This window comes from Novosphingobium aureum, from assembly GCF_015865035.1.
Classification (GTDB): domain Bacteria; phylum Pseudomonadota; class Alphaproteobacteria; order Sphingomonadales; family Sphingomonadaceae; genus Novosphingobium; species Novosphingobium aureum.
Window position 1 is genome coordinate 1,820,970 of the sequence record NZ_JADZGI010000001.1, and the last position, 13,206, is coordinate 1,834,175.

The following is a 13,206-nucleotide window of genomic DNA, read 5'->3' on the forward strand; positions in this document are numbered from 1 at the left end:
GGCGCGCCAGATGAGCGAGATCCTGTTCCTGGCGCACCGCATCCCGTTCCCGCCCGATCGCGGCGACAAGATAAGGTCGCACCACGTGCTCAAGGCGCTGGCTAGGCTGGCCCCGGTCCATGTCGCGACTTTCGCCGACGAGCCCGAAGACATGGCGCAAGAAGCCGAGCTGGCTACGCTTGCCGCGAGCCACTGCCTCGTCGAGCGGCGCAAGCCCCTCGCGATAGCCGGGCTCGAGGCGCTTGCACGCCGCGAGCCGGTCAGCCTTGCGGCCTTCCGTGACCGGGCTCTTGCCAGCTACGTTGCCAAGGTTCTGACCGAACGGCCGATAAGCGCGATCTACGTGTTTTCCGGGCAGATGGCGCAATATGTGCCCAAGACCTTCACAGGGCACGTCGTAGCCGATCTCGTCGACGTCGATTCCGCCAAGTTCGAGGCATATGGTGCCAGCGGGAAGGGGCCTCGGGCCTGGATCGAACGGCGCGAGGGGCGCATGCTGTCGCGGGTCGAGCAGGCGGTCGTCGAACGTTCGGACACAACTTTGCTCATCAGCGACGAAGAGTGCGAACTGCTGCGCTCGCGCTTGTTGTCCGGCGTCTCGGCACGCGATGTTCACGCGATGGGCAATGGCATCGATGCGGCCCTGTTCGACCCTGCACTGGTTGCTGCCAATCCGGCGATGGCCGCGATGCCCGGCCCGCGCGTGATCTTTACAGGGCAAATGGACTATGCACCCAACATCGCTGCCGCCGAGCGCGCGATCCGGGCGATCATGCCGCGCGTTCGCGAGATATTCCCCGATGCCAGCTTCCATGTCGTGGGGCGCAATCCGCCCGAGAGCCTGCGCGCGTTCGACGGTAGCGGCGGGGTGAAGGTCTGGGGCCGGGTCCCCGATATTCGCCCCTTCCTTGCCGGAGCCGATCTGGCGCTGGTTCCGCTCGAGATCGCGCGCGGCGTGCAGAACAAGGTGCTCGAGGCCATGGCCATGGGCTTGCCGGTCGTGCTCTCGCCTGGCGCTGCGACGGGAATTGCGGCGCGTGACGGCCGTGATTTCGCCATTGCGGAGAGTGATGCTGATCTCGTGCAGGCGCTCATTTCCCTTGCCCGCGATCGTGAGGCTGCCCGCGCCATGGCAGTTTCGGCGCGCGGCTGGATTCTCGCCAATGCAAGCTGGCCCGCAGCGCTCGCACGGCTCCCCGAATTCTGCGGGCTCGCGCAGGGCCGAGAGCACATCGATGCAGCCTGAGCGTATCGTCGCATACGAAGAACCGCGCGCATCCGGCGTAGGCGGTATTCCTGCCCATTGGCGCTTTCCCCTGCTGGCGCTGGTTGCCGGATGGCTTGCGCTGTTCATCGTGTTCGCATCGGACTGGGCGGCGATGGCGCGCCAGTGGTGGGACATCTCGACCTACAACCACATGCTCCTCATTCCCCCGGTGGAGTGCTGGCTCTTGTGGAACCGCCGGCACGAGCTTGCCCGGATCGAGCCACGTGCATGGTGGGCGGGCCTGCCCCTGTTTGCCGCAGCGGGGTTGGTCTGGCTGCTTGGCGGCGTGTCGGGCTTCGACCTGCTGCGACAGGCCGGGGTGGTCGGCATGCTGGCGATGCTCGTGCCCTTGTTGCTCGGTCCGCGCGTGACGGCAGGCGTGCTCTTCCCGCTGTTCTACCTCGCGTTCCTGATCCCTTTCGGCGAGGAACTGGTCAAGCCGCTGCAGATGGTGACCGCCAAGATCGCGATTGCGCTCACGCACCTGAGCGGCGTTCCAGCCGAAATCGACGGGGTCTTCATCGATACGCCGGCCGGTCTGTTCAAGGTCGCCGAAGCCTGTTCGGGGGTGAAGTTCCTGATCGCGATGATCGGCTTCGGCGTGCTCGCGGCCAATGTCTGCTTCCTCTCCTGGCGCCGCCGGGCAGCGCTGCTCGCGGCCTGCCTCGTCGTGCCGATCGTGGCCAATGGCATTCGTGCCTGGGCGACGATCTATGCGGCCCAGTTCTTCGGTGTGGCGGTCGCAGCGGGCTTCGACCACATCGTCTATGGCTGGGTCTTCTTCGCGCTCGTGCTCTTCGCGGTGCTGGGGGTGGCCTGGAAGTTCTTCGACCGGCCGGTCGATGCGCCGATGATCTCGCTCGATGCGTTGCACAGTTCGCGCTTGCTTGCCTCGCTGGAACGCGGCGCCGCCTCCTCGCGTGGCCGGCTGGCTGCGGTCGTTGGCGCGGTGTTTGCGCTCATTGCCGCCCTGCAGCTCTGGCTTGCGCTTGCCGATGCGCTCGAGGCGCCACTGCCCGAACATGTCGCCCTCCCGCAGGTGCCGGGCTGGAGCCGCGTTGCCTCGGCTGCACAAGTGCCATGGCAACCGCGCGCGGGAGGAGCCGACCATCGTCTGCAGGCGCGCTACGTCGATGGGCAGGGGCACAAGGTCGACGTCGTCTTCGCGCTCTACGCCCGTCAAGGCGAGGGGTACGAGGCGGGGGGCTTCGGGCAGGGGGCACTCGTTCCCGACAGTGCATGGTCCTGGCATTCGGCGTTGCCCGCCTTCGAAAAGGGGCGCGGGGAGCGTCTGCTTGCCAACGATCGTTCCGAACGCGTGGCGATGACCTGGTATCGCCATGGAGATCTCCTGAGCGGTAGTAACCTGCGCCTCAAGCTGGCTGTCATCGCCAGCCGTATGCGCCTGAAGGCGCAGCCGACGGCCATGCTGATCCTCTCGGCACCCGAGGGAGCCGGCGAAGACGCGATTGCCACGCTCGATGCGTTTCACCAGTCCACCGGGCCGCTAGAGCGCTGGATGGACGCCCGCGCGGCGGGGCGCTAGGGGCGGGCACCATGTGCGGTATCGCCGGTATCTTTCATCTGGGAACGCCCAAGCCCGTCGATCCGGCGCGCGTCACCGCAATGTGCGACGCGATGCTGCATCGCGGGCCCGACGGTGGCGGCGTCTGGACAGCGCCCGGTGTCGGCCTTGGCCATCGCCGCCTCTCGATCATCGACATCGCCGGCTCGCCGCAGCCCATGGCATCGAGCGACGGACGCGCGATGCTGGTGTTCAACGGCGAGATCTACAATTACCGCGAGCTGCGCCGCGAACTGCAGCAGAGCGGTGCGCAGTTCCATACCGATGGCGACAGTGAGGTCATCCTTGCCGCATGGCAGCGCTGGGGCACTGATTGCCTGTCCCGGCTCGACGGCATGTTCGCCTTCGCGATCTACGACCTCGCGGCACGCACCCTGTTTCTTGCGCGCGACCGGCTCGGGGTGAAGCCGCTGTTCATGGCGCCGCTCAGCGATGGCAGTCTCGCCTTCGGCTCCGAGCTCAAGGCACTGCTCGCGCACCCGCTGCTGCGCCGCGAGGTCGATCCGCTCGCGGTGGAGGACTACTTCACCTGGGGCTATGTCCCCGACAGCCGTTCGATCCTCAAGGGTGTCAGCAAGCTGCCCGCGGGTCATTCGATGCTGTTGCGCCACGATGCGCCATTGCCGCGCCCCAGCCAGTGGTGGGACGTTTCCTTCGCGCAGCGCCGCAAAGGCAGTCGCGCCGATCTTGAAGCCGAGCTGCTCCACCTCATGCGCGAGGCGGTTCGCTCGCGCATGGTGGCCGACGTACCGCTCGGCGCCTTTCTCTCGGGCGGGGTCGACAGCTCGAGCGTCGTCGCGCTCATGGCCGAGAGCAGCGCGCAGCCCGTACGCACCTGCTCGATCGGCTTCGATGAGGCCGGGCTCGACGAGAGCGCCTATGCCGCGCAGGTCGCCCGGCGCTTCGCAACCGACCATGCAGCGCGTCAGGTTTCGTCCGGGGATTTCGCAGAGATCGACCGGCTCGCTGCGATGTTCGACGAACCCTTCGCCGATGCCTCGGCGCTGCCGACCTGGCGTGTTAGCCAACTTGCGCGCGAAACGGTGACGGTCGCGCTCTCGGGAGACGGTGCGGACGAGGCCTTCGCGGGCTATCGCCGCCACATCTTCCAGCATGGCGAGGACAGGGTGCGGCGGCTTCTGCCCGCATCCTGGCGCGAAAACCTGTTCGGCACGCTCGGGCGTCACTATCCCAAGGCTGACTGGGCACCGCGCCCCTTGCGCGCCAAGACGACCTTGCTCTCGCTCGCGGGTGACAGCGCTGCGGGCTATGCGCGCGCGGTCTCCTTTGCACCGCCCGAACTGCGCGCCCGACTGTATACACCTGTTTTCGAGCGTTTGCGCGGCGACTACCGCGGCGAGGCGGCATTCGAGACGTTGATGCGCGAAGCACCGGGCCGCTCGGGGCTCGACCGGGCGCAATATGCCGACCTCAAGTTCTGGCTCCCGGGCGACATCCTGACCAAAGTCGATCGCACGAGCATGGCGGCCAGTCTCGAGGCGCGCGAACCGCTGCTCGATCACCGTCTGATCGAGTTTGGAGCCAGCCTTCCCGAATCGATGCGCTTGCGTGGTGGGCAGGGCAAGTGGCTGATGAAGCGCACCATGCGCCGCTACCTTCCCGATGACATCCTCTACCGCCCCAAGCAGGGTTTCGTGACCCCGATCGCGCAGTGGCTGCGCGGGCCCCTCGAAGATGATATGCGTTCACTGGTGAGCGGATCGACACTTGCAGCGACCGGCTGGTTGGATACACAGGCCTTGTCCGGACTCGTCGATTCGCATGTCTCGGGTCATTCCGACAATTCCCGGATATTGTGGCAGGCGCTGATGCTTGATCGCGCATTTACCACGCTCGGCATTGCTTGAGATCGGCGCTGATGCACGGCTTGTCGTGATCCCGGGCAGTTTTGCGGGGGCGTGAGTTAACTACACCTTATCTTAGGAACTTCCCGGTAGCACGGACGCATCGAACGTCATCACGGGACCTAAATGAGTGAAACTGGCTACGAGTCGAGGACATGGCAGCGGGCATTTCCCGCAGCGTTCTCGCATGTCGGAAAGCCTGCCCCGTCCGGAGCACAACGCGTGAAAGGTCCGAGCCACCATGCTTGATAGACTGCGCCAGCTCTGGGCCAGCGCCCGCTTCAGGATTGTCTTCTGGGCCACGCTCAGCGGCCTGTTCCTCGGTGTCAGCGGCCTCAGCATCCCGATCGAAGATGTCCTGCGCAACATGCGCATTCCGCTCCAGCTGCATGATTCCGATGGCGAGATCGTCATGGTCCTGCAGGACGGGCGCACACTCGACGAGCTCAGTGCGATCGACGTTTCGCGCGCCAACGATGCGGACCTGATCGAGCACCTGATGGCTGCCGGGGCAAACCGTATCTTTTACGACCGGACGTTTGCCGGGCAGGGAGATAGCGAGGAAAGCGCCAAGCTGATCCGGACCCTTGGGCGGTTTCCCGGTCGGGTATTCATTGGCGCGATGCCTGGAAGCGGTCAGACCGGGAACTTCTCCAACAAGATCCCCGATGCCCAGTTTCGCGAAAAGGCGGGTGTGATCTCCTTGTTGGGGCTGCATCATCCCTTCAATCTTGGCGTGGAGATGCCATTTGCATCGAACAGTCCGATGGGCCAGATTCCTTCACTGGCTGCAGAACTTTCGGGCGTCAAAGGCGGTACGGAAACGCTGTTCTCGCCAGACTGGTCGATCCGTGTCAGTTCGATCCCTTCGGTCAGCTATATCGATGTCCTGAAGGACGAGTTCAATCCGGCCGAGGTCAGGGGCAAAGACATCATCGTCGCGCCCGCCGCGGTCGATTATAACGATATCCACAAGATCCCCGGTCAGTTCGGCACCGCGCCGGGCGGCTATTTCCAGGCCATGGCGGCTGAGACGCTCAAGCGCGGCCTGCCCACGAACCTGGGGTGGTTGCCGGCTCTCTTGCTGGTGCTGGTGATCGTTGTCTCCGGGCTGGGACGCGGGCGTTCGCTCGATGTGATCCGTTTCTCGGGACTGGTCATCGTACTTGTCGCCGCACCGTTCTTCCTCGACATGGTGGGCGTGCGCATCGAGATCGCCCCGGCACTGATGTTCGCTTTCGTCGCGGTGCTGCGTATCCGCAACCTCGACAGGGTCGAGATCGCCAGCGAGACCAACACCGGTTCCGGCCTGCCCAGTGTCCAGGCGCTGCGCAACGTCAACGAGAAGTCCAGCCGCATTCTCGTCGCGCTCAAGATCCGCAATTACGGCGCGATCATCGGCAGCTTCGCCGAGACGGTGGAGGCGCAGGTCGCGACCGAAATCGTACGCCGCATCCGCATCAGCGACGATACCGCGACGGTCTACCACGAGGGCGGCATGTTCATGTGGCTCTCCTCGCTGCGCAGTTCCTTCGATCTATTCGAGAACCTGGAGGGCCTGCACCGGATCGTGCAGAACGGCATTCAGGTCGGCGGTCTCGACATCGACCTCTCGTTCAACTGCGGCCTCGACTCCGATTTCGACCGTCCGGTCGCAGGGCGCGTCGCAGGTGCCATGCAGTCGGCCGAAGAGGCGGTGCGCAACGACGAACTCGTCTACCAGCACGACGTGCACAAGCAGGAAGCGCAGTGGGAAATCTCGCTGCTGACCTCGCTCGACCGTGCAATCGACAACGGCGAGGTCTGGGTCGCCTACCAACCCAAGTTCGACATGCGCATGAACCGCATTTGCGGCGCCGAGGCGCTCGTGCGCTGGACCCATCCCGAGCGCGGACCGATCTCGCCCGACAAGTTCATTCGTATCGCCGAGGAATTCCATCGCATCGAGCGCATCACTCGCTTCGTCGTCAACGACGCGGTGCGCTGCGCGGTCGAGATGGGGCGGCTTGGCTTCGAGATGACCATGTCGGTGAACATTTCGGCGCAGTTGCTGCGCAATCCCGGCCTCCCGGGCATGATCTCCGAAATCCTCGCGACGCATGGCCTCTCGCCCGACCGCCTGATCCTCGAGATCACCGAGACCGACAGGCTCGATCGCAGCTCGCGTACCTTCCAGATGCTTCAGCGCCTGGTCCAGTCGGGCCTGCGTCTCTCGATCGACGATTTCGGTACCGGCAATGCGACGATCGACTACCTGCGCTACCTGCCGGCAAGCGAAGTGAAGATCGACAAGTCCTTCGTGTTCTCGATGGAGACCAACAAGGAGGACATGGTGCTGGTCCAGTCGATCATCGACATGGCCCATTCGCTCGACCGGACCGTCGTTGCCGAAGGCGTCGAGACCGCAACCGCGATGGATCTGCTGCGCGAGCGCGGCTGCGATATCGCGCAGGGCTACTACATCAGCCGCCCGGTCGCCTTCCGCGACCTGGTCGAAACCGTTTCCAAGGATGCGGGCCGAATGGCCGGCTGAGAGTTCGGCTCGGGGTTAACCCGCTGACACGCCCGGGATGTGTGCCAGCCTATGTGACATGTTCAGGTTTATGCGCGGTGCAGGGCTGTCCGGTAAGCTGGACTGACCCTTCGCCGCTTGCCGCGTTGGGGCGCACAGCTGACTACGCGACGAGATGGTTAAAAAGTTCTTGAGTGTTAGTTAACCGCTTGGTAACCATGAGGAAGCCGCAAAAATGCGGCGGTTCACATGGGGAATTAACTATGCTTAGCGGTTACTGGTGGGGTGGCTTCGGTCGTTAATTTAACGATCGAGGTTCAGTCTAAATCAGGCTGAAGCCCTCTTAAACGGATAACCCCCCGAAAAGCGCAAGCTCTTCGGGGGGTTTTTCTATGGGGGAATTACCTAGAGCCTTAGAAGGTGTCAGGATTTGGACTTCACAGCCTGAATAAGCTAATTCAATTAACGAGCCTGTCCGTTAGTCGATAGTGACTAACTTCTTTGAACTAACTTGGTTCGTTTGATTAACGTAGGCGAATCGAATCGCCACGCAATTTGCGACTCAGGCTTCGCCGTGGCCCAATGCGAGGTAGTCGGTGCTCTGCATTTCGTTGAGGCGACTAACTGTACGTTCGAATTCGAAGCGTCCGGTTCCGGCCTGGTAAAGCTCTTCGGGCGCGGCATCGGCCGCGGCGATCAGCTTGACCTTGTTCTCGTAGAGCGCGTCGATGAGCGTCACAAAGCGCGCGGCTTCGTTGCGCCGGTCCGGCCCCATCTGCGGGATGCCGACGAGAATCACGGTGTGGTAGGCGCGCGCGATCGCGAGATAGTCCGGCGCGCCGCGGGCTTCGCTGCACAGCCGCTTGAAGCTGAACACGCCGACGCCCTTGAGACTCTTGGGCACGTGGAGCATGCGTCCACCGCCGACATCGACTTCGGCCGAGGGTACGTGCTCGGCATCCTCGGGCGGGTAGTCGGTCAGGCGATAGAAGGCCTCGCGCGCCTGCTCGGTGGCTTCTTCGCCAAGTGGCGTATGCCAGGTCGCCATGCCGCCAAGGCGCTGCAGCCGGTAATCGGTCGGGCCATTGAGAGTGAGTACGTCAAGCTGCTCTTCGATCAGGTCGATGAAGGGCAGGAAGTGCTCGCGGTTGAGGCCGTCCTTGTAGAGTTGCGAGGGTTCGCGATTCGAGGTTGTGACGACGGTCACGCCTTCCTCGACGATGAGGTGCGTGAACAGCCGGCTCATGATCATCGCATCGGCGGAGTTGTTGACGACCATCTCGTCAAAAGCGAGGCAGCGCACGTTGCGTGCAATCGTGGCGGCGACCGGCGGGATCGGGTCGCCGCTTTCCTTCTTGCGCTCGTCACGCAGCAGCGCGTGAACTTCCATCATGAAGGCATGGAAGTGGACGCGACGCTTCTCGGGAATGTCGAGGGTCTGGTGGAACAGGTCCATCAGCATCGACTTGCCGCGTCCGACACCGCCCCACATGTAGACGCCGCGCGGCGGCTCGGGACGCTTGCCCATCAGCTTACCGATGAGGCCGGTAGACTTCGCTGCCTTGTAGAAGGCGCGTTGCAGCCGGTCGAGGCGCTCCGCTGCGGCGGCCTGCTCGGGATCGCTGCGCAGCTCCCCGGTTGCGACGAGCGCTTCGTATCGAACCAGCATCCCCGTCATCGCGTGGTCCAGCCACTCGAGGTGATGACGCAGTGCGCGCCGCGGTGGACACGAAGTCCACCACGACCCAGATGATGATGCGCTAGCAAGGGAGCAAGTCTCGCGGTTGACCGGTCAGGTCAGATCTGGCGCTCGGCCTGCATCTTCTTGATTTCGGCGATTGCGCGACCCGGCGAGAGGCCCTTGGGGCACACGTTCGAGCAGTTCATGATCGTGTGGCAGCGGTACAGGCGGAAGGGATCTTCCAGCTCGTCGAGGCGCTCGCCGGTCATCTCGTCGCGGCTGTCTGCCAGCCAGCGATAGGCCTGGAGCAGGATTGCCGGGCCGAGGAACTTGTCGGAGTTCCACCAGTAGCTCGGGCACGAGGTCGAGCAGCAGGCGCACAGGATGCACTCGTAGAGGCCGTCGAGCTTCTCGCGCTGTTCGGGGGTCTGCAGGCGTTCCTTGCCCGACGGCGTGGTCGAGACAGTCTGCAGCCAAGGGCGGATCGACGCGTACTGCGCGTAGAAGTGCGTGAAGTCGGGAACCAGATCCTTGACCACGTCCATGTGCGGCAGCGGCGTGATGCGGATGTTGCCCTTGAGATCCTCGATTGCGGTCGTGCAGGCAAGGCCGTTGGCGCCATTCATGTTCATGGCGCACGAACCGCAGATGCCTTCGCGGCACGAACGGCGGAAGGTGAGGGTGGGGTCCTGTTCGCTCTTCATCTTGATGAGCGCGTCGAGGACCATCGGGCCACAGTTGTCGAGGTCGATCTCGAACGTGTCGTAGCGCGGGTTTTCACCCGAATCCGGATCGTAGCGGTAGACGGTGAACTTCTTGACGCGCTCAGCGCCCTCGGCCTTGTGGACGTTGCCCCGCTTGCTGATCTTGCTGTTGGCCGGGAGGGTGAACTGCGCCATGAACGTATCCCCGTTATCTTGCATTGCGGCATGCGCCGTCTGAGTAGAACCCCTCTAGCGATTCAGCCGCGTGGGGCAAGGGGTTGAGTGCTGTAAACTGCCCTTCGTCTCCGTCAAAATGCATAGCCTGTTGCGGAAATATGAAGGTTTGGCGGGATTTTTGCGATCTCGCGGCGCTCTGTGCAACTGCTCGCGATGACGCGTGTGCAGCATTGCGCGCGACGGTCCCTTCCGCGTCATACCTGAGTCGCGGCTGTCTGTTCGGCGTGTGCGCCGATGTGTCGCACGGGTGAGCCGGGCAAGGCAGTGCGTGGCCTTCCATGCAAGAAAATGGGCCCCTGCAGGTTTTGCAGGGGCCCATTCTTGTTCCGGTGTGAGGCCCGTCGAGCCTCTCGGCCTTGTTATTCGCCGAAGGTACGCTGCCACCAGCCGCGGCGCGGGGCAGGTGCCTCGCTCGCCTCGTCCTGGCCTTCCGGCTCGGAACTGGCGGGAGCCGGAGCCGCAGTGGTCTGGGCCTCTGCGGTCACGACCGCTTCCTCGCCTGCTTCGACAGTTGTGGCTTCGGCAGCGGGCTCGGCCTTCTTGCGGCGCGTGCGCTTGGGCTTGGGAGCCGGCTCCTCTGCTGCCTCGGCAGTTGCGGCTTCGGCAGCGGGCTCAGCCTTCTTGCGACGCGTGCGCTTGGGCTTGGGCGCCGGTTCCTCTGCTGCTTCTTCTGCAGCAGTCTCGCCAGCAGCTTCGGCAGCGGGCTCGGCCTTCTTGCGGCGCGTCGTGCGCTTGGGCTTGGGCTTTTCCTCCTCGGCCGGGGTGGCCTCGGCGGCAGGTGCCTCTGCAGGCTCCTCGCTCACTTCGGCGCTTGCCTCGGCGGCAGGCTCTGCCTTCTTGCGACGGGTGCGACGCGGCTTGGGCTTGGGCGCTTCCTCTTCGTCAACCGGCTCGGCTGCTTCGGGCTCGGCGACTTCGGCCTCGGGGGCAGGGTGAACCTGCTCCTCGGACGCCTGCGCCATTTCGGCAGGGGCCTCGTTGGCCGTCTCGCTTTCGCCGCGCTCGTCGCTCGAGCTTTCGTCCGAGGCGTTCTCGCCCTGAGACTCGGCGTCACCACCGCGACGGCCACGGCGACGACGACCGCCACGACGGCGGCGCTTGCGCGGCGCTTCGTTTTCGTCGTCCTCGCCGGTCGGGGCGCTTTCGTGTGCCTCGTCCTCGTCCTCGCCGTCAGCATCCGCGGCGGCATCCTCGGCGCTTTCGTCGTCCGAACGCTGTTCGTCGCGGCGGTCGCGGCCACGGCCACGGCGACGTTTGCGGCGGCGCTTGGAGCGGCCTTCACCCTCGGCATCGTCGCGCTCGCGGGTCTCTTCGGCCTCGAGCTCGTCTTCTTCCTCGTCGATGAAGTCGTCCTCGACTTCATCGGCAATCGGGTCGAAGCGCGGCACGAAGTCATTGCGCGGGCCAGACGAGGCAACGCGCATCTTCGCGCCCTCGTTCTCGCCCTCGGGGATGACCTCGACGGTCACGCCGTAGCGGTCCTCGATGTCGGCGAGGTCGGTGCGCTTGGCGTTGAGCATGTAGACCGCAGCCTCGGTGCTCGCATAGAGCGAGACGATCACGCCCTTGCCCTTGGCGGCTTCGTCCTCGATCAGGCGCAGCGCCGAGAGGCCGGCCGAGCTGGCGGTGCGCACCAGGCCGGTGCCGTCGCAGTGCGGGCACGAACGGGTGGTGGCTTCCAGAACGCCGGTGCGCAGGCGCTGGCGGCTCATTTCCATCAGGCCGAAGCTCGAGATACGGCCGACCTGGATGCGGGCGCGGTCGTTCTTGAGCGCGTCCTTCATGGCCTTCTCGACCTTGCGGACGTTCGAGCCGTATTCCATGTCGATGAAGTCGATCACGACGAGGCCGGCCATGTCGCGCAGGCGCAGCTGGCGGGCGATTTCGCGCGCGGCTTCAAGGTTGGTTGCGACCGCCGTCTGCTCGATGCCGTGCTCCTTGGTGGCGCGGCCCGAGTTGATGTCGATCGAGACCAGCGCCTCGGTCGGGTTGATCACGATGTAGCCACCCGACTTGAGCTGGACGACCGGATCGTACATCGCGGTCAGCTGGTCTTCGGCGCCGAAGCGCTGGAACAGCGGAACGGGGTCCGAATAGGGCTTAACCTTGCGCGCATGGCTGGGCATGAGCAGCTTCATGAAGTCCTTGGCGGCGCGGTAGCCTTCCTCGCCCTCGACGACGACTTCCTCGATGTCGCGATTGTAGATGTCGCGGATCGCGCGCTTGATCAGATCGGAGTCCGAGTGGATCAGCGAAGGCGCGGCCGAGTGGAGCGTTTTCTCGCGAAGCTCGTCCCAGAGGCGGGCGAGGTAGTCGAAGTCGCGCTTGATCTCGGTCTTGGTCCGCTGGAGGCCAGCGGTGCGCACGATGCAGCCCATCGAACGCGGAAGCTGCATTTCCGCGATGATCGACTTGAGGCGCTTGCGGTCCGAGGCCGAGCTGATCTTGCGGCTGATGCCGCCGCCGTGGCTCGAATTCGGCATGAGCACGCAGTAGCGACCGGCAAGGCTGAGGTAAGTGGTGAGGGCTGCGCCCTTGTTGCCACGCTCTTCCTTGACGACCTGGACGAGCAGCACCTGACGGCGATGGATCACGTCCTGGATCTTGTAGCGGCGGCGCAGGGCAAGGCGCTTGGCGCGCAGTTCCTCGGCCTCCTTCGAGCGACCACCATTGCGGCCACCCTGGCGACGGCGGCCACGGCCACGGCGTCCTGAGGTGTTTTCGGTGCTCTCGTCGTCCTCGGAGGAATCCTCGTCCGTGTCGAGGGCGCCGTCCTCGATGGTGGCGACGTCGTCCTTTTCGGAAGTGTCGACTTCGGTCAGGCCGCCGTCGTCGAAATCTTCCTCGTGGTTGTCGTCACCGTCGTCGTGATCGTCCTCGTCTTCCGCGTCATCGGCGCGCAGCGCGGCCTCTTCCTCGGCATGCGCGGCCTCTTCGGCCAGCAGTGCCTCGCGGTCTTCCTTGGGGATCTGGTAGTAGTCGGGGTGAATTTCGCTGAAGGCGAGGAAACCGTGACGGTTGCCGCCGAAATCGACGAATGCAGCCTGCAGCGAAGGTTCCACGCGGGTAACCTTCGCGAGGTAGATGTTACCCTTTATCTGCTTGCGTTCGGTCGATTCGAAATCGAATTCTTCAATGCGATTTCCCTTGAGTACCGCCACCCGCGTTTCTTCCGGGTGGCGCGCATCGATCAGCATGCGCGTTGCCATTGGTCATTCTCCGGACGCGCGTTCCTCCAGCCGGTGAAGGCCGGGGCGCGCGTCGATTTTCATGGGGGCCTGGTACGGCGATGAGCAGCCTGCCTTCACGGGCATGGCGCTTGACATCACGATCCGTACCACGGGCCGGTGTGTAA

The 13,206-nt window shown here is 64.4% G+C and carries 7 protein-coding genes; 4 read left to right on the forward strand and 3 right to left on the reverse strand.

Going from position 1 to position 13,206, the window contains the following annotated elements:
* Positions 1-10 precede the first annotated feature (10 nt).
* The 4 genes from I5E68_RS08645 (at position 11) to I5E68_RS08660 (ending at position 7,250) form a co-directional block, all read left to right on the forward strand.
* On the forward strand, positions 11-1,246 hold the full coding sequence (locus I5E68_RS08645) for a TIGR03087 family PEP-CTERM/XrtA system glycosyltransferase (protein ID WP_197162949.1): 1,236 nt from the start codon (positions 11-13) through the stop codon (positions 1,244-1,246).
* Positions 1,236-2,813 carry an exosortase A gene (gene xrtA, locus I5E68_RS08650; RefSeq protein ID WP_197162951.1) on the forward strand — a complete coding sequence of 526 codons (1,578 nt, stop codon included), beginning with the start codon at positions 1,236-1,238 and terminating at the stop codon, positions 2,811-2,813. The genes I5E68_RS08645 and xrtA overlap by 11 nt, the downstream gene beginning before the upstream one ends.
* Positions 2,814-2,824: 11 nt before the next feature.
* Positions 2,825-4,720, forward strand: a complete 1,896-nt coding sequence (locus I5E68_RS08655; RefSeq protein WP_197162954.1) for an XrtA/PEP-CTERM system amidotransferase — start codon at positions 2,825-2,827, stop codon at positions 4,718-4,720.
* Positions 4,721-4,958: 238 nt separating this feature from the next.
* Positions 4,959-7,250 carry an EAL domain-containing protein gene (locus I5E68_RS08660; RefSeq protein ID WP_197162956.1) on the forward strand — a complete coding sequence of 764 codons (2,292 nt, stop codon included), beginning with the start codon at positions 4,959-4,961 and terminating at the stop codon, positions 7,248-7,250.
* Positions 7,251-7,791: 541 nt separating this feature from the next.
* On the opposite strand, the gene zapE is transcribed toward I5E68_RS08660, so the two are convergent.
* The 3 genes from zapE to I5E68_RS08675 form a co-directional block, all read right to left on the reverse strand.
* A complete protein-coding gene (gene zapE, locus I5E68_RS08665) occupies positions 7,792-8,907 on the reverse strand; it encodes a cell division protein ZapE (protein WP_197162958.1) in 1,116 nt (371 codons plus the stop codon).
* 119 nt (positions 8,908-9,026) lie between these two features.
* Entirely contained in the window at positions 9,027-9,809 is a 783-nt protein-coding gene (locus tag I5E68_RS08670) for a succinate dehydrogenase iron-sulfur subunit (protein WP_197162960.1), read from the reverse strand.
* Between the two features lie 401 nt (positions 9,810-10,210).
* Positions 10,211-13,060 (reverse strand): Rne/Rng family ribonuclease, encoded by a 2,850-nt coding sequence (locus I5E68_RS08675; RefSeq protein WP_197162962.1) that lies wholly within the window; start codon positions 13,058-13,060, stop codon positions 10,211-10,213.
* Between the last annotated feature and the right edge of the window lie 146 nt (positions 13,061-13,206).

Coding starts and splice junctions, on each gene's coding strand:
- I5E68_RS08645 (WP_197162949.1), top strand. CDS start 11: ATGAGCGAGATCCTGTTCCTGGCGCACCGCATCCCGTTCCCGCCCGAT.
- xrtA (WP_197162951.1), top strand. CDS start 1,236: ATGCAGCCTGAGCGTATCGTCGCATACGAAGAACCGCGCGCATCCGGC.
- I5E68_RS08655 (WP_197162954.1), top strand. CDS start 2,825: ATGTGCGGTATCGCCGGTATCTTTCATCTGGGAACGCCCAAGCCCGTC.
- I5E68_RS08660 (WP_197162956.1), top strand. CDS start 4,959: ATGCTTGATAGACTGCGCCAGCTCTGGGCCAGCGCCCGCTTCAGGATT.
- zapE (WP_197162958.1), bottom strand. CDS start 8,907: ATGACGGGGATGCTGGTTCGATACGAAGCGCTCGTCGCAACCGGGGAG.
- I5E68_RS08670 (WP_197162960.1), bottom strand. CDS start 9,809: ATGGCGCAGTTCACCCTCCCGGCCAACAGCAAGATCAGCAAGCGGGGC.
- I5E68_RS08675 (WP_197162962.1), bottom strand. CDS start 13,060: ATGGCAACGCGCATGCTGATCGATGCGCGCCACCCGGAAGAAACGCGG.